General features: G+C 64.7%; 16 protein-coding genes and 1 pseudogene. 7 read left to right on the top strand and 10 right to left on the bottom strand.

Going from position 1 to position 19,678, the window contains the following annotated elements:
- Positions 1-54: 54 nt before the first annotated feature.
- The 4 genes from F1609_RS16460 to F1609_RS16445 all read right to left on the bottom strand — a co-directional run bounded on the left by F1609_RS16460 (position 55) and on the right by F1609_RS16445 (position 3,982).
- Entirely contained in the window at positions 55-1,116 is a 1,062-nt protein-coding gene (locus F1609_RS16460; RefSeq protein ID WP_167077479.1) for a c-type cytochrome, read from the bottom strand.
- Complete coding sequence (gene soxC / locus F1609_RS16455; protein WP_167077478.1) at positions 1,100-2,452, bottom strand: sulfite dehydrogenase; 1,353 nt, start codon at positions 2,450-2,452, stop codon at positions 1,100-1,102. Before soxC ends, F1609_RS16460 begins: the two co-directional genes overlap by 17 nt.
- Positions 2,453-2,583: 131 nt before the next feature.
- Positions 2,584-2,952: an ArsR/SmtB family transcription factor gene (locus tag F1609_RS16450; RefSeq protein WP_229421914.1), complete on the bottom strand. Its 369-nt coding sequence runs from the start codon at positions 2,950-2,952 to the stop codon at positions 2,584-2,586.
- A gap of 148 nt (positions 2,953-3,100) precedes the next feature.
- On the bottom strand, positions 3,101-3,982 hold the full coding sequence (locus tag F1609_RS16445) for a LysR family transcriptional regulator (RefSeq protein WP_167077477.1): 882 nt from the start codon (positions 3,980-3,982) through the stop codon (positions 3,101-3,103).
- 131 nt (positions 3,983-4,113) lie between these two features.
- Here F1609_RS16445 and F1609_RS16440 point away from each other — a divergent pair, with 131 nt between their 5' ends.
- Complete coding sequence (locus F1609_RS16440) at positions 4,114-4,281, top strand: hypothetical protein (RefSeq protein WP_167077476.1); 168 nt, start codon at positions 4,114-4,116, stop codon at positions 4,279-4,281.
- 28 nt (positions 4,282-4,309) lie between these two features.
- Here the strand turns inward: F1609_RS16440 and F1609_RS16435 are convergent, their stop codons facing one another.
- Positions 4,310-4,879, bottom strand: coding sequence for a DUF302 domain-containing protein (locus F1609_RS16435; protein ID WP_167077509.1), 570 nt, complete (start codon positions 4,877-4,879; stop codon positions 4,310-4,312).
- Between the two features lie 36 nt (positions 4,880-4,915).
- Positions 4,916-5,581: an SEN1982 family lipoprotein gene (locus tag F1609_RS16430; RefSeq protein WP_167077475.1), complete on the bottom strand. Its 666-nt coding sequence runs from the start codon at positions 5,579-5,581 to the stop codon at positions 4,916-4,918.
- 172 nt (positions 5,582-5,753) lie between these two features.
- On the opposite strand from F1609_RS16430, the gene F1609_RS16425 reads away from it, so the two are divergent.
- The 6 genes from F1609_RS16425 (at position 5,754) to F1609_RS34605 (ending at position 15,327) form a co-directional block, all read left to right on the top strand.
- A complete protein-coding gene (locus tag F1609_RS16425; protein WP_196785445.1) occupies positions 5,754-8,096 on the top strand; it encodes a DNA polymerase II in 2,343 nt (780 codons plus the stop codon).
- A 108-nt stretch (positions 8,097-8,204) separates the two neighbouring features.
- A complete protein-coding gene (locus F1609_RS16420; protein WP_167077473.1) occupies positions 8,205-10,307 on the top strand; it encodes a TonB-dependent receptor in 2,103 nt (700 codons plus the stop codon).
- A 198-nt stretch (positions 10,308-10,505) separates the two neighbouring features.
- Positions 10,506-10,877: a hypothetical protein gene (locus F1609_RS16415; RefSeq protein WP_167077472.1), complete on the top strand. Its 372-nt coding sequence runs from the start codon at positions 10,506-10,508 to the stop codon at positions 10,875-10,877.
- 181 nt (positions 10,878-11,058) lie between these two features.
- Complete coding sequence (locus tag F1609_RS16410; protein WP_167077471.1) at positions 11,059-12,159, top strand: HAF repeat-containing protein; 1,101 nt, start codon at positions 11,059-11,061, stop codon at positions 12,157-12,159.
- A gap of 91 nt (positions 12,160-12,250) precedes the next feature.
- Positions 12,251-13,405 (top strand): branched-chain amino acid ABC transporter substrate-binding protein, encoded by a 1,155-nt coding sequence (locus tag F1609_RS16405; RefSeq protein WP_167077470.1) that lies wholly within the window; start codon positions 12,251-12,253, stop codon positions 13,403-13,405.
- Between the two features lie 320 nt (positions 13,406-13,725).
- Positions 13,726-15,327: a chitinase gene (locus F1609_RS34605; RefSeq protein WP_229421913.1), complete on the top strand. Its 1,602-nt coding sequence runs from the start codon at positions 13,726-13,728 to the stop codon at positions 15,325-15,327.
- Positions 15,328-15,370: 43 nt separating this feature from the next.
- Here the strand turns inward: F1609_RS34605 and F1609_RS16390 are convergent, their stop codons facing one another.
- The 4 genes and pseudogenes from F1609_RS16390 to F1609_RS16375 form a co-directional block, all read right to left on the bottom strand.
- The gene (locus F1609_RS16390; protein WP_206752957.1) at positions 15,371-16,459 is read right to left on the bottom strand and encodes an energy transducer TonB; all 1,089 of its coding nucleotides are present in this window, start codon (positions 16,457-16,459) and stop codon (positions 15,371-15,373) included.
- Between the two features lie 116 nt (positions 16,460-16,575).
- Positions 16,576-17,373, bottom strand: coding sequence for a sulfite exporter TauE/SafE family protein (locus F1609_RS16385; protein ID WP_167077468.1), 798 nt, complete (start codon positions 17,371-17,373; stop codon positions 16,576-16,578).
- 10 nt (positions 17,374-17,383) lie between these two features.
- Positions 17,384-18,610: pseudogene (locus F1609_RS16380) on the bottom strand (NAD(P)/FAD-dependent oxidoreductase); the annotation flags it as partial.
- 20 nt (positions 18,611-18,630) lie between these two features.
- Positions 18,631-19,512, bottom strand: a complete 882-nt coding sequence (locus tag F1609_RS16375) for an MBL fold metallo-hydrolase (RefSeq protein WP_167077467.1) — start codon at positions 19,510-19,512, stop codon at positions 18,631-18,633.
- Between the last annotated feature and the right edge of the window lie 166 nt (positions 19,513-19,678).

The following is a 19,678-nucleotide window of genomic DNA, read 5'->3' as shown; positions in this document are numbered from 1 at the left end:
TACTACACTTTGAAACAAGACTACCCGATCCGGGTAGCCGCCAGGCACATCCGTTCATTTGGGTGTTGCAAGAATCCAACCGACCATCGCGGCGATATCGGCATCCTTGAGATGGCCCTGGGGCGGCATCGGTATCGGCCCCCAGGCGCCGTTGCTGCCCTTTTTCACCTTGTCCGCCAGCCTTGTGGCGGCCGCGCCGTCACCCATATATTTTTCTCGCACCGCCTTGAAACTCGGCCCCACGATCTTGGTATCGACGGCGTGGCACGCCATGCAGGCATTCTGCTCAAGCAGCGGCAGGACGGCCTTGCCGGGCGCGTCGGCGGGTGCCGGTGCGGGCGCCGGCGCCGGCGCGGCGGATGCCAGGCGGCTCGCGGGAGCGGGCTGGGTTGTATCGACGCCACGGGTGGCGCCGAAGCCGCGTGTCTGCTGCGCCAGGTTGCCGTGGGCGTTGCGCGCCGCCTCCGGCAGCGACGAGCGCACGCTGGCCTCGACCGGGCAATTCTTCATGCAGGCCACGCTTTTCACGTCGGGCTTGCCCTTGACATCCCACAAGCCGTGGCTGGTGACCATGCCGTTGCGGTTCGGCATGCGCTGCTGGGCCTGCGCCATGGTCTGGTCCGACAGCACAAAGTCGTCCGCCACCACCTCGCCCATGTTGAGCATGTAGGCGGTCACCGCGTACACCTCGTCGGTGGTGAGCGACTTGGGCGCGGTCCAGGGCATGGCGCGGTTGATGTAGTCCCACAGGGTCGATACGGTGGCCACTTTCATCAGGGTGGTCTTTTGCGGCTGGCGGCCGTTGACCAGCGAGGCCACCCTGCCCTTGGCGACATCCTCGGCCGTGGTGCCGCCGATCAGCGGCGTGAATACCTCGTTCGACTCGCCGAAGGTGCCGTGGCAGGACGCGCATTTGCCTTCCCACACCGCCTGCCCCGTCAGCACGCTGCCCGAGCCCTTGGGCAGGCCGGTAAAATCGGGCCGCACGTCGATATCCCAGGCGGCCACTTCCTGCGCCGTGGCGGTGCGCCCGGGCTTGCTTGCCGGGGCGGCGCCGGCGTTCAACAACAGCACCACGATCGCCAGCGCGAGCGCCGCTTTAGTAGACCTGGACATTCGACACCTCGCCCGATTGCGCAACCTGCCACGACTGGATTGCATTGTTGTGATAAATGGAACGGGTGCCGCGCACCGCGCGCAGTTCGTTGATCTTCGGCTGCACGTACCCGGTCTCGTCAATGGCGCGCGATTGCAGTACGGCCGGCGTGCCGTCCCAGTCCCAGTCGATGTTGAAACGGGTCAGGCATTTCGACAGCAGCGGCGTTTCCAGGCGCGCCGTGCGCCAGTTGCGCCCGCCGTCAACGGAAACGTCGACCCGCTTGACCTTGCCGCGCCCGGACCAGGCCAGCCCGGTGATGTTGTAGTAGCCGGTACCCTGCAGGCGCTGGCCGGCCGAGGGCGTGGTGATCACCGACTTGCACTCCTGGATCGAGGTGTACTGGCGGAAGGTGCCGTCCGGCAGCGCATCGATGTAGTGCAGCGCCTCGTCCTTGGTGGCGTAGGGCTGGTCGCCCACTTCGATGCGACGCAGCCATTTAACCCAGGACACGCCCTGCACGCCGGGCACCACCAGGCGCAAGGGGTAGCCATGTTCCGGGCGCAGCATTTCGCCATTCATGGCCCAGGCCACGATCACGTCGTCGAGCGCGCGTTCGAGCGAGATGGTGCGCGTCATGGACGAGCCGTCGGCGCCTTCGGCCAGCACCACCTTGGCGCGGCGCTTGTCGATACCGCAGTCGTCGAGCAGCACGGAGAGCGGCACGCCGGTGAACTCGCTGCAACTGAGCATGCCGTGCGAATACTGGACCGAGGGCACCGCCACATTGCCCCACTCCATCGCGGTGTTGGCGCCGCACTCGATGAAATGCATGCGCGAGACCGACGGCATGCGCATCAGGTCGTCCATGGTGTAGACCTTGGGGTTCTTCACCAGGCCATTGATCATGAAACGGTGTTTGGACGGGTCGATATCGTGCCAGCCCTGATGGTGGCGCTCGAAGTGCAATCCGGACGGCGTGATGATGCCGAACAAGCCCTGCAAGGGCGTGAACGAGACCGACGCCGCACCGACCCGGGTCAGCCCGGGCGACTCGCGCCGCTGCAGGTTGGCCTCGTACTGCGAGGGCTGGCCGTAGGGATGGGTCGCGACCGGTTTGCCGAGGGTGCGCGAATGCTCGGGCAGGACCAGGATGTTGGGGTCGCCGGCGCCGCCGTCCTGGGCCAGTGCCGTGCCGGCCCCCATGGCGGCGCCGGCGGCGAGGAAACTGCGCCGCAGGAAGCCGCGCCGGGCGCCATCGACGCCGGCGCGGTTGATGTCCTCGATCAGCGCACTGTCGAGAAAATGTTCTGGGGCGGCCTGCACACGGCCGGTTTTGCGTATCGGAGTCGTCATTGCCACTGCCTCTCGCTTGCCTGGTTGAACGGCGCCGCATGCGGCTGCCACTACTACTTACTTATATGACCATATGCAAATATAACCAAATAAGCATATTGCAACTTCGACATCATTCTCGCCCAGCAGCCTCAGGCGTCCGCTCCCATGAATCCCTGGATTGCGCCCTGCCCCATGCGGCGGCTGCTCTTGACCTTTTCCGCCATCTGGCTGCACACCGTGCGGCACAGGGCGATGGTGTTCTGGTCTTCGATGCGGTAATACACCTGCGCGCCTTCCTTGCGGCGCCCGAGGATGCGGGCGCGGTACAGCATGTTCAGCTGGCGCGACACATTCGCCTGCGTGGCGCCGATGTCGCCGACGATGGCACCCACGGTGCGCTCGCCGTTGCACAGCGCGTGCAGGATCTTGAGCCGGGTCGGTTCCGACAGCAGCGCAAAATAGTTCGAGACTTCTTCGAACACTTCGCTCATCTGTTCGCTGTCGAGGTCTGGATCCATGCGTAGTTCAGGTTAACAGTTCAGGTTTAAAGAAATGCCGATATACGCATGAAACCAAATTCGCACGGCTTGCACAAGCGATTTCGATGTTGCGCTGCGGAAAACAACACACCCGAAGCCCTGCCGTCTGGACGCCGTGTCTGCGTACTTACCTAGCGGGGTTGAGCATTTGCTGTGCCAGCAGTTGCGCGTGCGGGGTCAGTGCCGCAAAGTCGCGTGCGCACAGGTACAGCTGGCGCGTGGCCCACGCTTCCGACAGCGGCACGATGGCCAGGTCGCGGCGCAATGTCCTGGCCAGCACGTCGGACACGATCGACATGCCGATGCCCGCCTCCACCAGCATGGCGATATGCTCGGGATTGCGCAACTGGATGCGGTAGTCGAGCTGGCGGCCCAGGCGCGCCGCGCGTTCGGCCAGGTGGATGGTGAGCGCCGTGTCGGCCATGCCCACGATCGGCTCGTCCAGCAGATCGGCAAAGGCCACGCTGGTCTGCCGGGCGACCCGATGCGCGCGGCTGGCAATGACGACCAACTGGTCGCTGGCGATCAGGTGCGTTTGCAGCGGTCCGAAATCGGTCACGTCCGACAGGATTCCCAGATCGGCGCGCCGGTCCACCAGCGCCTGCACGCTTTCCAGGCTGGGCCGCTCTTCCAGGTCGATCGACAGGTCGGGATGGGCCGCCAGGAACCGGCAAAGCTGGGGCGGCAGGAAGGCCGCCATCGCCGCCGTGTTCGACAGCAGCCGGATGCGGCCTTTCAGGCCGGTTGCGTAGGTGCGCAGCTCGCCGCGCATCTGTTCGACCTGGTCCACGATCGACCGTCCATGCCGGACCAGGGCTTCGCCTGCGGCGGTGACGCGCACCCCACGCCGGTTGCGTTCGAGCAGCGGCGCGCCGAGTACCGCTTCCATGCCGGCAATCCGCTCGCTGACCGATGCCAGTGCCAGGTGCATGCTGCGCGCCCCCTGGGTCAGGCTGCCGCATTCCACCACGCTCAGGAACACGCGAATATCGGTCAGGTCAAAGCGCATGATTTGTCTCGTGCTTTCGGAATTTCCGAAGTGTAGCACCGGAATTCCCAGATTGCGGGATTGATCCAGCCGCACTACTATCGTTTGCATGAGGCGCACACTGTGCTGACCCTCTCACTACGGAGAACATCATGCTCGACGCTTTGTTGGAAACGATAGGCACGCTCGCTGTGCTGGCAAGTATCGCGGCAAAATTCGTGTATTTGCGCACCGCGCCCGGCAAGGGCGACAATAGCGGGCAAGGACTCCCTGCCGATGCGGCTCCGGAATCGCCTGCCATGAACAGCGAGCGCCGCTAGCCAGCCAGCGCGGCGTGGACCGCTTGCCTCAGAATTCGCCGCGTGCGCCGCGCTCGAGCATCTTCCAGATGGCGTCGCGCACACGCGTCACCCTTGGCTTGAGTTCGGGCGGCAGCTTGCGGCCCATTTTGGTCAGCATGTCCATGTTCATGGTGTAGATCCACAGGCCGTCGTCCTTTTCCAGCACCGTGATGCGGCACGGCAGGAAGGCCGCCATGTGCGGGCTGAAATCGACCATGGCGCGCGCGGTTTCGGGGTCGCAATAGGAGTACACCTTGAGGAACTTCTGCGGCTGGCTTGAGCGGGCCTGCAATTCCGCCGACAGCGGCAGGCTGCCGACCATCTTCAGGTTCTCTTCCGCCGCCACGCTGGCGAAGGCGTCTTCGATCTCGGCCACGGTGACGCCGGGCTGCACCTTGCGCTCCCAGGTGACGGCAACGGCAATGTCGCCGCCGGAGTCGGCCCAGCGGCCCCAGACATTGGCAAATTCGGCAGCGGCGCCTTGCTCCGCCTGCGCAGCCGCACCCAAGGTGCCGCAGGCGGACAGCAGCAAGGGCGCGGCCGCCATCAACAGGCGCAGCGGCAGGGCCGCCGACATCGTGCTCACCGCGTCGCCCGGCGCGGCACGCCCGGGTCAGTCGAACCCGAGGTCATACTCGTCCCAGCCCTCGTCGCTCAGTTTGAGGTAGACTTTCTGCTGCTTGCCCGCCAGGCGCAGGTTTTCCGCGATATCGGGAAATGCCTTTGAAAGTTTCGGATTCCTGGCCCAGGCGGCCACCGGGCCGACCTTGTACACATACGTCACGTGTATCCATTGGAAAAAGTCAGCCTGGACCGGCTTGGTCCAGGTGATGACTTTATCGAGCTTCTTTTGAGCGTAGCAAAGGTCGCCTTCCATGACCTGCTTCGTGGTTTTGCTACTGTAATCCTTGACGGTCACTTCCTTTTCCCGGTAAAGCTTCTTCCCGGCGTCGGTCAGCACGTAACGCTTGACCACCACATCCGGCTTGTACGGGTTGGTGTCGTTTGGGTCGTCTCCGCCAGGCGCCTCGGCAGTCAGTCCAAGCGCCGTCAACACCTCCATTTGTGTCACGATCGAATCCGGGAACTCGTCTTTCCTCTCCATGTTAATCGGCGAAATTAATATCGGCCACGTGGTCAAATCCAGGCAAAGTTCACCCTTCTGGTCGAGATAGTTGGCAACCGCCGTGCTGATCTCTTTTTTGTTCACCTGGGCCTTGCTGTCGCAGGCCATGAGGGAGAGAACGCCAGCGGCGACAAGGGCAAGGGTGCTTTTCATTGAGTAGGGGGTTGGTCAGGACGATGATGTTCGGGAGACCAATGATAGACGACCAACAAACATAACTCAACGCCGTTTCAACAGTTACAACATGTCATTCCAATCATCATGGCGCACATCGCTTAAAATACGCGGGCCGCACGTTTACTTACAGCGCTTCCGAGGTAGTCATTTGAATCAACCGCAGCAGGGGTTTATCCTGACCCGCCACTGGCGCGATACGCCCGCCGGCACAGAGGTCGACTTCTGGCTTGCCACCGACGACGGGCCGCGCCATATCCGCCTCGCCGGCCAGGTGTCGGTCGCCTTCATCCCCGAGGAATGGCGCACGCAGGTCGCGGCGCTGTTGAAGGGCGAACGCGGCTGCGAACTGCGCTCGCTCGATCTGCGCGACTTTCGCCAGCGGCCCGTGTTCGGCCTGTACTGCCAGCAGTACCGCCAGCTGACCCGCCAGGCCAAGCGCCTGCGCGAGTACGGCATCGACGTCTACGAGGCCGACATCCGCCCGCCCGAGCGCTACCTGATGGAGCGCTTCATCACCGCGCCGGTCCTGTTCCACGATGCGCCCGACAGCCCGTTAAAGCCGGCGCAAGGCTACCGCCCGCGCTTGAAACTCGCCTCGCTCGACATCGAAACCACCGCGCGCGGCGAGCTGTATTCGATCGCGCTCGAAGGTTGCGGCCAGCGCCAGGTGTACATGCTTGGGCCGCCCAACGGCACCGATGCGCCACGCGACTTCGCGCTCGATTACTGCGACAGCCACGCGCAGATGCTCGAACGCCTCAACACCTGGCTCGCCACCCACGACCCGGACGCCATCATCGGCTGGAACGTGGTGCAGTTCGACCTGCGCGTGCTGCAAAAGCATGCGGAGCGCTGCGGGGTGCCGCTGCGCCTCGGGCGCGACGGCAGCCCGATGGAGTGGCGCGAACACGGCTCGCAGCAGCACTTCTTCGCCGGCGCTTGCGGGCGCCTGATCATCGACGGCATCGACGCGCTCAAGTCGGCCACCTGGAGCTTTTCGTCGTTCAGTCTGGAAAACGTCAGCCGCACCTTGCTCGGCGAAGGCAAGGCGATCGACAATCCCTACCAGCGCATGGCCGAAATCGAGCGCCGCTTCAACGAAGACAAGCCGGCGCTGGCGCACTACAACCTGAAAGACTGCGAACTGGTCACCCGCATTTTCGGCAAGACCGAGGTGCTGCCCTTCCTGCTGGAGCGGGCCAGCGTGACCGGGCTGGCGGTGGACCGCAGCGGCGGCGGCTCGGTGGCCGCTTTTGAACACCTGTACCTGCCGCGCATGCACCGCCAGGGCTATGTGGCGCCCAACCAGGGCGACGTGGCCGGCGAAAACAGCCCTGGCGGCTACGTCATGGATTCGCGTTCGGGCCTGTACGATTCGGTGCTGGTACTCGATTACAAAAGCCTGTATCCGTCGATCATCCGCACCTTCCTGATCGACCCGGTCGGCCTGGTCGAAGGCTTGCAGGACGACAGCGGCGCCACGATAGCGGGCTTTCGCGGCGCGCGCTTCTCGCGCGAGAAGCACTGCCTGCCGGCCATCGTGAGCCAGATCGCCGAAGGCCGCGAGGCGGCCAAGCGCGAACAGAACAAGCCGCTGTCGCAGGCGCTCAAGATCATCATGAACTCCTTCTACGGCGTGCTGGGCGCGGACCACTGCCGCTTCTTCGACCCGCGCCTGGCGTCCTCGATCACCCTGCGCGGGCAGGAGATCATGCACCGCACGCGCGAACTGATCGAAGAACGCGGCCACCAGGTGATCTACGGCGACACCGATTCGACCTTTGTGTGGCTCGGAAGCGCGCACGGCGACGACGCGGCCGGCGAGATCGGCCGCGCCCTGGTGGCCCACGTCAACGCCTGGTGGAGCGAGCACCTGCGCCAGGAGTTCGGCCTGGCCAGCGCACTCGAACTCCAGTACGAAACGCACTACCGGCGTTTTTTGATGCCCAACATCCGCAATTCGGAAGAAGGCAGCAAGAAGCGCTACGCCGGCCTGACCGGCCTGGCCGGCGGCGGCGAAGAGATGATCTTCAAGGGCCTGGAAACGGTGCGCAGCGACTGGACCCCGCTGGCGCAGCAGTTCCAGCAGGCGCTGTACCTGCGCATCTTCAAGCGCGAACCGTACCGCGACTACGTGCGCGAGTACGTCGAGAGCACCGTGCGCGGCGACTTCGACGAGCTGCTGGTGTACCGCAAGCGCATCCGCCGTCCGCTGGCCGAGTACCAGGGCGCCGCGCCGCCGCCGGTGCGTGCGGCGCGCCTGGCCGACGACTTCAATCGCCTGCACGGCCGCCCCCTGCAATACCAGCGCGGAGGCTGGATCCGCTACGTCATGACCCTGTCTGGTCCGGAACCGCTGGAAACGCAGCGCTCGCGCATCGACTATGACCACTACGTCACGCGCCAGCTGCAACCGATCGCCGATGCCATCCTGCCCTTCCTGGGCGACGATTTCCACAGCCTGACGACCTTGCAGCAGACCCTGTTCTGACGCCAAGCTATGCGCTTCACATAAATTTGCCATATTTACGCTGCTCAGCAATAATATGAATGGGAATCATTATCATTCGCAGTAAAAGCACAAGAACAAGGACGTAACATGGCAATGCAACAGAAACACTTGGCGGTCATCATCGCGCTGGCCCTCCCCTATTTGTCCAGCCCCGCCCTCGCGCAGGCCCAGACCGAACTGAAAGAAATCACCGTCACCGCCACCCGCGACCAGGACGCCGGCTACAATCCGGCCACGTCGACCAGCGCCACCAAGATCGACGCCCCGCTGCGCGATATTCCGCAGACCGTGAACGTGGTGCCGCTGTCGGTGCTGCGCGACCAGGGCGCGCGTTCGCTGCAGGACGTGCTCAAGGCGGTGCCGGGGATCGGCCTGTCGCACGGCGACGGCCAGCGCGACCAGGTGACCATCCGCGGCTTTACCGCGATTGCCGACCAGTTCGTCGATGGCATGCGCGACGATGCGCTGTACTTCCGCGACCTGTCCAATACCGAGCAGGTGGAAATCATCAAGGGACCGGCCTCGGTGCTGTACGGGCGCGGCTCGTCCGGCGGGCTGATCAACCGGATCAGCAAGAAGCCCGGCATCAACAAGAATGAAGTCAGCCTGCAGGCCGGCAGCTGGAACCAGCGCCGCGCCGAAGTCGATGTGGCGCGCGCCGACGGCGCCAGCCCGGTGGCATTTCGCGTGACCGGCGCCATCGAACGCGCCGACAGCTACCGCGACCAGCAGTTCCTCGACCGCGAAGCGTTCGCGCCGTCGGTCGCGCTCAAGATCAGTGAGGCCACCAAACTGCTGTTGCAGGCCGAATACCTGAACGACAAGCGCGTGACCGATTTTGGCGTGCCCGCGTATCGCGGCAGGCCGGTCGATGTGCCGGCCGGGACCTACTACGGCGCCGCCAACGCCAGGCAGAACGATTATTCCGAAGCCGAAGTCAAAGCCTTCGGCTTTACCCTGGATCACCGTTTCAACGATGCGTTCACGCTGCGCAACGCTTTCCGTCACTACAACTACACCTTGGACCGCAACAACACGCTGGCCGGATCGGTCGACGACAAGGCGCTGACGGCGTCGCTCAACCGCAGCAATGTGCTGCGCGACGAGAGCGGCTACTTCAACCAGACCGAGCTCAAGCAAGTCGCCAACCTGGCCGGCATGCGCCACCAGTTGCTGTACGGCGTCGAGATCGGCAAGCAGGAAAAAGACCAGTTGTTCCGCACCCAGAACAATATCGCCAAGGTCAATCTGTTCAATCCGGTCGCCCCAAGCCTGCCGTTCACGGTGAGCGCCGCGCCGTCGACCGACAACCTGGGCGCGATGAAGGTGGCCAGCGCCTACGTGCAGGATATGGCCACCTTGTCGGCGCAGTGGAAGGCGCTGGCCGGGGTGCGCTTCGACCGCTTCGAGCAGAGCACGCTGGAACGGCGCGCCGGGCAGTCGAATCTGGCGCGCGTGGACCGCGCCTGGAGTCCGCGCGCCGGCCTGGTGTACCAGCCGGGCGAGACGCAGTCGTATTTCGGGTCATTCAGCAAGTCGTTCCAGCCATCGGGCGAATCGTTCGCGCTGGCCGCCAACAATGCCCAGATCGCGCCTGAGGAAACGACCAACAAGGAAGTCGGCGCCAAGTTCGACCTGTTCGACGGCAATGCGACCGCCTCGGTGTCGCTGTTCCGGCTGGAACGCACCAACATCAAGGCGACCGATCCGACCACCAACCGCCTCATTCCCATCGGGACCCAGCGCAGCGACGGCATCGAGCTGACCTTCGCCGGCAAGCTGGGCGACGGCTGGCAGTTGTGGTCCGGCTATGCGTACCTGGATGCGCGGGCGGTCTCGTCGGTCGCGATCGATGCGGGGCAGCCGGTGCAGGGCAAGCGTCCGACACTCACGCCGGTTCACAGCGGCAATGTGTGGCTGACCAAGGCGCTGGGCAATGGGTTTGGCGTGGGCGCCGGGGCGAATGCCGTGGGCCAGCGCTTTGCCAATCCCGGCAATACGGTGGCGCTGCCCGGATACGCGACGTTTGATGCCATGGCGTACTACCGCCAGGGCAAGGTCGATATCCAGGTCAATGCGATGAACCTGGCCGACCGCCAGTACACCGTTGCCGGGCACGGCAGTAACGGCAACCTGAACCTGCCAGGGGCGCCGCGCTCGGTGCAGGTGACGGCGCGTTACGCCTTCTGACAACACGGCGTTTCGCCGGCATGTCACCGTGCAGATCGACAAAAAACCCGCCGCGTGCGGGTTTTTTGTTGTGGATCATTGGGATGCCTGTCCGGGGGAACTCAGAGCTGTCAAAGCTGTCTTACCATGAGGAGCAAATGGTGCTCATTTGCGCGAAGCTCTCTACGATCCCTTGAATCGACAGGAAGGACCACGGATATGAGTGACGAATCACGTAGTCAGGACGGCATGGAAGCCCGGGTGGCAAATCTGGAGGCAAATGTCGCAGCCATGATGCTTGACGTATCGGTGCTAAAGACCGATGTGGCCGTATTGAGAACGGATGTTGGGGTGCTCAAGACCGATGTCGATGTGCTGAAGACAGATGTCGCAGTGCTGAAGACAGATGTCGCAGTGCTGAAGACAGATGTCGCAGCGCTGAAGCTGGACGTCGGGATATTGAAAAATACCAGCGCGACAAAAGGTGACGTTTCCGAGGCGAAGGCGGCAATCATCATGTGGGTGACCACTGCGGTTTTTCTCTCCCAGCTCATACCCGAACTCATTCGCTTGTCCCGCAGCTTGTTTTAGCCACGGCATCTACCCAATCATTCACAAGTGCAGCTAATCTTGCTTGCATTGCTAGAGCAAAATACCTGCCACTACATAGCAAAATATTTTTCTTGCAAGGCGCAATGATGGCGTATATTTATCGTTGACCGTTTCGCAACGGACAACGATCCTCCGCCCATCCCCGACAAAGGAATCCCGCATGCGCCCTGCCCTCCCAGCTTGCCTCGCCGTCCTGATCCTGCTGGGAGGCGAAGCCAGCGCCCGGCCCCTTTCGCTCGGGATCGCCGCCCTGCCGGGCGAATCGACCATCGCCTACGACATGAACGGGGCCGGCCAGGTCGCCGCCGTGCTGGAAGACGTTGACGGCAACACGCGCGGTGTCCTGTTCGAAAAAGGCAAAATCACCGACCTCGGCACCCGTGGCGGCAAACACAGCGACGCGCGCGGCATCAATGAGCGCGGCCAGATCATCGGCTCCGTGCGCAATAAGGACGGCACCTGGAACGCCTTTTTGTTCCACCGCGACAGCGGCATGCGCGTGATCGGCACCTTGGGTGGCCCCAGCAGTTACGGGATGGCCCTGAACCAGGATGGCGTCGCGGTCGGGTTTGCCGACATACCCGGCGGCGACTGGCACGCCTTCATCGACGATGGCGCCGGGCAGTTGCAGGATCTCGGCACGCTGGGCGGCAACATCAGCTATGCCAGCGCCGTCAACAAGCACCGCCATGTGGCCGGGACCGCCGCCAACGAGCACGGCCTGCGCCACGCTTTCCTGTACACGCCCGAGAACGGCATGGTCGACCTCGGCACCCTGGGCGGACGCCAGAGTTCGGCGTTGGCGGTCAACGACGCCGGCGTCGTCGTCGGCGCCTCCGAGACCGCCGACCGCCGCTGGCGCGCCTTCATGCACGATGGCAAGCGCATGGTCGACCTGGGCGCACTGATCGGCAACTACAACAGCTTCGCGACCGACATCAACAACGCCGGCCACGTGGTCGGGACGGTCTTGGTGGGCAGCGAGCGCATGTCCTTCGTGTGGCGCGACAACAAGATGACCTTGCACCGCGGCGGCCAGGGCTTGCACCTGACCAATTCGATCAACGACCGCGAGCTGGTCATCGGCGCCACCTACGACCGCAGCATGTCCGCCGCCACCATGGCCTCGAACGCCGCCCCGGTCGTCACGCGCGGCGGCAGCGAGCTGCTCACGCTGATCGGCGCCGTGCTGACCATGGCCGGGCTGGGCGTGCTGTACCGCCTGCGCAGCCGGGGCAGCGGGATCGGCAACGGCAACTGAGGGTGTGGACATCCACAGGCGCGCGTAACTTTCCTACATGGTATGCTGCCCGATCTGCGGCGCTCGGGCCGCGTCAACAACAAGGAAAGTTATGCAGTTCAGTTCAAAATTGGTTATTCAGGCGGCCGTGCTCGCTTGCGTGGTTGGCGGCGCGGCCCACGCGCAGGAGGTGATCCGGATCGGTCACGTGGCGGCCGTTTCCGGCGCTATTGCCCATCTGGGCAAAGACAATGAAAACGGCGCGCGCATGGCGGTCGACGCGTTGAATGCCAAGGGCGTGACCATCGCCGGCAAACGCTTTCGTGTCGAGTTGCTGGCCGAAGACGATGGCGGCGACCCTAAGCAAGGCACGACCGTGGCGCAAAAACTGGTCGACGCCAAGGTGCGCGGCGTGATCGGGCACCAGAACTCGGGCACCACCATCCCCGCCTCGAAAATTTATTACGATGCCGGCATCCCGCAGATTTCACCGGCGGCCAGCAACCCGAAATATACGCGCCAGGGTTTTAACACGGCGTTCCGGAATATCGCCAACGACGAGCAATTGGGCGCCGCCCTCGCCCGCTACGCGGTGCAGGACGGCAAGGCCAGGCAGATTGCCGTGATCGACGACCGCACCGCCTACGGCAAGGGCCTGGCGGACGAGTTCGTCAAGAACGTCAAGAAATCCGGCGCCGCCAGCGGCGCGCGCATCGTGGCGCAGCAGTTTACGACCGACAAGGCCACCGACTTCAACGCCATCCTCACCGCCATCAAGGCCACCAAGCCCGACCTGATTTTCTTCGGCGGCATGGACGCCGTGGCCGGGCCGATGCTGCGCCAGATGAAGCAACTCGGCATGCCGGTGCGCTTCATGGGCGGCGACGGCATGTGTTCCGATTCGGTGCCGAGGCTGGCCGGCGAAGGCATGGCCGACGGCCAGGTCATCTGCGCCGAAGCGGGCGGCGTCGAGCCGCAGCAGCAAAAAGGCCTGGACGATTTCCGCGCGGCCTACCGCAAACGCTTCGGCGTCGATGTGATGACCTACGCGCCGTACGCCTACGACGCCATGCTGGCCATGGTGGCGGCCATGCAAAAAGCCGGCTCTGCGGACCCGGCCGTGTACCTGCCGGTGCTGGCCAAGAACAGCTACCAGGGCATCACCGGCACCGTCGCCTTCGATGCGCGCGGCGACGTCAAGGATGGCAAGCTGACCTTGTACACCTTCAAAGGCGGCAAGCGCACGCGGATCGCCGTCATCAAGTAAGTCAAGTACGTCAAGTACGTCAAGTACGTCAAGTACGCGCCAGCGTATCCGGAACCGGCCCTCAGCGCCGGTTCCGGCGCGACACCTCCTTCAAGGCACCTCCATCAGCAGCCATCCCCGCGCGGTGCGTCCGCTATGCATTCTGCGATGTCAACGTAACTCGATGACCCGTGGCATCGACTCTTGCCGGAGGTAATAATTTGGTATTAATAATTTTCAATTTGGTATGCATATCTCCGATTACTGGTGTTATATTGGTATCTGTTTATTGCACATAAAACATCGTTAAGCCGCTCGACATCTCGACAAGGAGTTCCAAATTGAATAAGACACTCATCCATAGCCTCATCGTCAGCCTGCTGGGCGGTTCGCTCGCCGCTTGCGGCGGTGCCGACAGCAACCAGTCCACCGCCACGCAGTCGTCCCAGAGCAAAATGCTGGCCGCAACGTCCGTGTGCTTCGCCGAATGGAACAGCGCAGCCGTGTACGAAGGCGGCAAATCGGCCAGTGTCGCGGGCGTCAATTACACGGCGACGTACTGGACCCAGGGCACCAATCCGTTGACCAATAACGGGGCCGCCGGGAGCGGCAAGCCATGGACCGTAAGCGGCACATGTGGCACGAATCCGACACCAACGCCGACGCCGACGCCAACGCCGACACCAACCCCAACGCCTGTTCCGACGCCAACCCCAACCCCGACGCCGACGCCGGTCGCATGCGCACTGTGGGCTGAAGGCAATTCGTACACCGCCGGGCAAGTCGTCAGCTATCTTGGTGTGTCGTACAAGGCGCTCGTGACGCATACCGCCTACCCCGGCACCAACTGGAATCCGAAGGATTCGCCAACGTTGTGGGGCACCGGCGCAAGCTGCACAACGCCGACGCCGACGCCGACGCCGACGCCGACTCCGACTCCGACTCCGACGCCAACGCCGACTCCGACGCCGACGCCAACACCGACACCCACCCCAACCGGCCTGGCAAAACACGCCCTGGTCGGCTACTGGCACAATTTCGCCAACCCGAGCGGCAATACCTTCCCCATCAGCCAGGTCAGCAACGACTGGGACGTGATCGTGGTCTCGTTTGCCGATAACGCCGGCGGCGGCAATGTCAGCTTCACGGTCGACCCGAGCGCCGGCAGCGAAGCGCAGTTCATCGCCGACATCAAAGCCAAGCAAGCCCAGGGCAAAAAGGTCATTCTCTCGCTGGGCGGACAGAACGGCTCGGTCTCGGTCGGCTCGACCGCCGAAGCGGCCAACTTCACCAATTCCCTGCACGCGATCATCGTCAAATACGGCTTCGACGGCATCGACATCGACCTGGAAAACGGTGTTTCCCAAGGCGCGGCGATCCAGACCTACCTGCCGCTCGCGGTCAAGAACCTGAAGGCCAAGGTCGGCTCACGCTTCTACCTGTCGATGGCGCCGGAATGGGTGTATGTGGAAGGCGGCTTTACCAGCTACGGTTCGATCTGGGGCGCGTACATCCCGATCATCAATGCGCTGCGCAATGAACTGACGGTGCTCCACCCGCAGTATTACAACAACGGCGACATCTATACGCCGTATGCGACCGGTCCGATCAAGGCCGGCTCGACCGACCAGCTGGTGGCCACCGCCCGCATGCTGATCGAAGGCTTTACCTACGGCGGCAATACCTTTGCCGGCTTGCGTCCGGACCAGGTGGGCTTCGGCGTGCCGTCCGGCCGCAGTTCGGCCGGCTCGGGCTTTACCACCACGACCGATGTCAACAACGCGCTCAACTGCCTGACCCGCCTGCTCAACTGCGGCACCATCAAGCCGCTCAAGGCCTACCCGGATTTCCGGGGCGTGATGACCTGGTCGATCAACTGGGACCGCTACGACGGCTATAACTTCTCGGCGCCAGTCAAGGCGACGCTCAAAACGCTGCCCTGAGTCCTGACCTGAAGGGGCGCGCCAGGCGCCCCTTCAGGCAGCATCACTTCGCTACCGGCGGCGGCTGCTGGACCACGACCTCGCGTTCTTCGATCAGCTTGCGCTTCAGACTGGCCCTGACCTTCTCGTAGCCGGCTGTGGCCACCGGGCGCGTTTCCTCGATGTCGATCACGTGCCAGCGGCCGTTCTTCGCCTGCACCGGCTGCTGCAACAAGCCGGGCTCGCCCTGCGCCTCGATGGCCTCGGCAATCCCCTTCTCCATCTCCGCCACGCGCATCCAGCCAAGCTGGCCCGCGCGCCTGATCACTTCCGGCAGCTTGGTGCGCTTGCGGATGTAGTCGACGAATGTGGTGCCTCCGTTCAGCTCGCCGATGACCCGCGTCGCTTCCGTCTCGGTGGCAAAGTCAATCTGCGCCAGCTTGTAATCCTTCGGCCCCAGCTTCGGATCGGTCTGCAAGGTGTACAGCGCGCGCAGTTTGTCGTCGCTCACGCCGGCACTGTCGAAGGCCAGCGGCACCAGCACCGCGCCCGGCACCGCCACGCCGTCGAGCGTTGCGCGCCCGAAGCGGCATTGTGCAACCATCTCGAGCGCTTGCTGGTCGGCCAGCGGTTCGCCGCTCGACAGTTCGATCTTCGGCGCCGACGGCGCGCCGTCGGCATCCACCAGCACGCGCACGGTGATGTTCGGCGCCAGGCCATCGAGCTCGGGGAAGCGGATCAGTTTATTGCTGCGCGAGCAAAACTCGACAGCCAGCCGCGCCGGCGTGTACGCGCCTTTTTCGGCGGGCAGCTTCCACGGCACGGTCAGCACCCACGGCGTGCCGTCGGGACTGGTGGCCGGCACCGTGCAAGTGGTGGCCAGCGCCACCGAGGCGCTGTCGAGCACCGCGTAGCCGCTCTCGCCGACCACCCCGGCAACCCGCACCTTTTTGCCCGGCACCAGCTGGACCCGGCTCACGCCCTCCATGCGGTAGCGCAGGGCCTCGGCCGGATACACTTGCGCCGCGCAGGCCGACACGGCCAGGTCGGCCGCCGCAGCGCCGGACGGCAGCACGGCCAGCGCCAGCAACACGGCGGCGGTTCCGGATAACACGGGGAGTTTGCGGGCGCAACCGCTCAGCGTTTGGTACATGTCAGACCTCGGTGTGGGTAAAGGCGGAAATTTCCGGCTTGAAACTCTAGCTGAAAACCACGTCAACCCTCAAGATATTTTTATGACAACGCCGGGAACCGTGCAAAACAACCACACTAGGCCGTGGCGCGCACCAGCAGCGCGACCGCCACCAGCCCCGACACCAGCGCGAAACCCTGTTGCAGGCGAGCACCCGGCAAGCGCGCCGCCAGCAGCCGTCCGGCGCCCATGCCGGCCAGCGCGCCGAGCGCAAACGGCCAGGCCACCGCCCCTTGCAGATGCCCGGTGGCGGCGCTGGCCGCCACCCCCGCCATCGAGACCAGCGCAATGACCGCCAGCGAGGTCGCCAGCACCGATTGCGTGCCCAGGTCGGTGAAGCGCTGGAGCGCCGGCACCATCACAAACCCGCCGCCCACACCCAGTAAGCCCGACAAACCGCCCGCCACCAGCCCGGCACAGCACAGCGCCCGCGCGCACGGCGCCGTCCAGTTCAGTTTGCCGCGCGCGAGGTCGAGCCGGCACGGCGGCGGGGTGCGGCGTGGCGCCGCTGCGTCCATCGTGCAGCGCGAGCGCCGCCAGGCGCGCAGCGCCACGTACAGCAGCACGATGGCGAACAGCGCCGTCAACGGCCGGTTCGGCATGCGCTGCGCCAGCCACAGCCCGAGCGGCGAACACACCACCCCGGCGGCGGCCACCAGCAGCGCCGCCTTGTAGCGCACGGTGCCGCTGCGCAGCCCCATGCCCGCACCCAGGCTGGCCGCCAGCCCCACCGCCAGCAAACCGATCGGCCCCGCCTCGGCCATCGACAAGCCCGCGCCGAACACCAGCAGCGGCACGGCCAGGATGCCGCCGCCGGCGCCGGTCAGCGCCAGCACGATGCCGACCACGAAACCGAGCAGGGCGACGAGCGTCATGGCGCAGGCCTCACGCGTCCTCCAGGGCCGGCCTGGCCAGCCACTCGCGGCCTTTGAGCATGGCGTGCCAGTACAACGGCGGCAAAATCCGTTCCTTGAGCAGCCACGCCAGCCGCGACGGCCGCGTGCCATCGATCAGCCAGGACGGAAAACTCGGCGCCAGCTTGCCGCCGTAACTGAACTCGGCCAGCACCACCTTGCCCCGCTCCACCGTCAGCGGGCAGGCGCCATAGCCGTCGTAACGGGCCACGCCGGCCGCCTTGCCGAGCGCCGCCAGCACATTGTGCGCCACCACCGGGGCCTGCTTGCGCGCCGCTGCCGCCGTCTTGGCGTTACCGGAATTGATGGCGTCACCGAGCGCGTGGATGTTGGCCCATTGCTTGTGGCGCAGGGTGGCGGGGTCCACATCGATCCAGCCGGCTGTATCGGCCAGCGGGCTGACCCGCACGAAGTCCGGCGCCATCTGGGGCGGCACCACGTGCAGCAGGTCGAACGAGCGCGTGACCGTCTCCTTCGCCCCGTCGGCATTCGCGCGCGTAAACGTGGCGCGCCGCGCCGGGCCATCGACTGCGCTCAAGGTGTGACCCAGATGCAGGCCGATGCCGTAGCCGTTCACGTATTCCATCAGCGCCGGCACGTACGCGGGCACGCCAAACAGGACCGGCGCGGCGCTGCAAAAATCGACCCGCACCTGGCCGGCCACGCCGCTGCGTTTCCAGTGATCGGCCGACAGGTACAGCGCCTTTTGCGGCGCGCCCGCGCATTTGATGGGCGCCGGCGGCTGCGTAAAAATGGCCTGGCCCGCGCGCAGGCTGCGCACCAGTTGCCAGGTGTACGGCGCCAGGTGGACCAGGTAGTTCGAGGTCACGCCATTGCTGCCGAGCGTGGCCGGCAGGCCGTCGATGGCGTTCCAGTCGAGTTTGAGGCCCGGGCACAGCACCAGCTGCCCGTAGCACACCATGCGAAAGCCATCGAGAATGACGGCATTGCGCTCCGGCGCGAAGGCCGCCACCGCCGCCTTGATCCACTTGACCCCGCGCGGAATGACCGAGGCCATGGTGCGCGCCGTCTGGGCGCTATCGAACACGCCGGCGCCCACCAGGGTCCAGCCGGGCTGGTAGTAATGCACGTCGGCCGGGTCGACGATGGCGATGTCCAGGCCCGGCTCGCGCGCCAGCAGGCTGGCCGCCGTGGCAATGCCCGCCGCCCCGCCGCCGATGATGAGCACCTCGTGCCGGTCCATGCTGCCGTTCACGCTCACAGCGCGTTGAGCGGAATTTTCAGGTAGCGCTGGCCATTCGCTTCCGGTTCCGGAAACTGCCCCGCGCGCATATTGATCTGCACCGACGGCAGGATCAGGGCCGGCATGGCCAGGGTGGCGTCGCGCCGGGTGCGCATGGCCACGAAATCGGCTTCCGTGACGCCGCCGCCGACGTGGACGTTATGAAAGCGTTCCTCCGCCACCGTGCTGACAAAGCGCACCTCGCGCCCGCCCGGCTGGTAGTCGTGGCACATGTAGAGCAAGGTATCGTCGGGCAAGGCGAGCACCCTGGCGATCGAGCGGTACAAGGTACCCGCGTCACCGCCTGGAAAATCGCAGCGCGCGGTGCCGTAGTCGGGCATGAACAGGGTGTCGCCGACGAACGCGGCAAGGCGGGCGCCGTGGCCCACCACGTAGCTCAGGCAGGCCGGCGTGTGGCCGGGCGTGTGCATGGCACTGCATTCCACGCCGCCGATGCGGAACGTCTCGCCATCGGCGAACAGGTGGTCGAACTGGCTGCCGTCGCGCGCCATGCCGGCCCCGGTATTGAGCAAGGTGCCGAATACTTCCTGCACGGCGGCGATGTAGCGGCCGATGGCGGTCTTGCCGCCGAGGCGCTGTTGCAGGTATTGGGCGGCGGTCAGGTGGTCGGCGTGGACGTGGGTTTCCAGTATCCACTCGACCCTGGCGCCAAGCTCGCCCACCCGCGCAATCAGGCGGTCGGCCGAGGCAGTGCCGGTGCGGCCCGATTTCTGGTCGAAGTCGAGCACGCTGTCGATCAGGGCGCAGCTGTCGGTCGCCGGATCGAGCACCAGGTAGCTGACGGTGCTGGTGGCAGCGTCGAAGAAACCTTCGACCTGGAATGCGGCTGTGCTCATGCGTGGGGCTTTCCTGTGGATACCTGGCATATAAGGCAAAACGCATGCCAGAGCGTCCAGGTGCCAGAATCATGATCCAGGTCCTTGATTTGTTAAGGAATTTACATGCCACCCACGCCAGCCGGACTGCCACAAGCTGCCATCTGGCAGTGCCACTTGACAGTCG

The organism is Massilia aquatica, from assembly GCF_011682045.1.
Lineage (GTDB): Bacteria > Pseudomonadota > Gammaproteobacteria > Burkholderiales > Burkholderiaceae_D > Telluria_A > Telluria_A aquatica.
The sequence above is the reverse complement of the archived record's forward strand: the minus strand, read 5'-3'. Positions and strand labels throughout refer to the sequence as shown.

Bases quoted from the DNA above. Each gene is read 5' to 3' on its own strand.
- F1609_RS16460 (WP_167077479.1), bottom strand. From the start codon at position 1,116: ATGTCCAGGTCTACTAAAGCGGCGCTCGCGCTGGCGATCGTGGTGCTG.
- soxC (WP_167077478.1), bottom strand. From the start codon at position 2,452: ATGACGACTCCGATACGCAAAACCGGCCGTGTGCAGGCCGCCCCAGAA.
- F1609_RS16450 (WP_229421914.1), bottom strand. From the start codon at position 2,952: ATGGATCCAGACCTCGACAGCGAACAGATGAGCGAAGTGTTCGAAGAA.
- F1609_RS16445 (WP_167077477.1), bottom strand. From the start codon at position 3,982: ATGCGCTTTGACCTGACCGATATTCGCGTGTTCCTGAGCGTGGTGGAA.
- F1609_RS16440 (WP_167077476.1), top strand. From the start codon at position 4,114: ATGCTCGACGCTTTGTTGGAAACGATAGGCACGCTCGCTGTGCTGGCA.
- F1609_RS16435 (WP_167077509.1), bottom strand. From the start codon at position 4,879: ATGTCGGCGGCCCTGCCGCTGCGCCTGTTGATGGCGGCCGCGCCCTTG.
- F1609_RS16430 (WP_167077475.1), bottom strand. From the start codon at position 5,581: ATGAAAAGCACCCTTGCCCTTGTCGCCGCTGGCGTTCTCTCCCTCATG.
- F1609_RS16420 (WP_167077473.1), top strand. From the start codon at position 8,205: ATGGCAATGCAACAGAAACACTTGGCGGTCATCATCGCGCTGGCCCTC.
- F1609_RS16415 (WP_167077472.1), top strand. From the start codon at position 10,506: ATGAGTGACGAATCACGTAGTCAGGACGGCATGGAAGCCCGGGTGGCA.
- F1609_RS16410 (WP_167077471.1), top strand. From the start codon at position 11,059: ATGCGCCCTGCCCTCCCAGCTTGCCTCGCCGTCCTGATCCTGCTGGGA.
- F1609_RS16405 (WP_167077470.1), top strand. From the start codon at position 12,251: ATGCAGTTCAGTTCAAAATTGGTTATTCAGGCGGCCGTGCTCGCTTGC.
- F1609_RS16390 (WP_206752957.1), bottom strand. From the start codon at position 16,459: ATGTACCAAACGCTGAGCGGTTGCGCCCGCAAACTCCCCGTGTTATCC.
- F1609_RS16385 (WP_167077468.1), bottom strand. From the start codon at position 17,373: ATGACGCTCGTCGCCCTGCTCGGTTTCGTGGTCGGCATCGTGCTGGCG.
- F1609_RS16375 (WP_167077467.1), bottom strand. From the start codon at position 19,512: ATGAGCACAGCCGCATTCCAGGTCGAAGGTTTCTTCGACGCTGCCACC.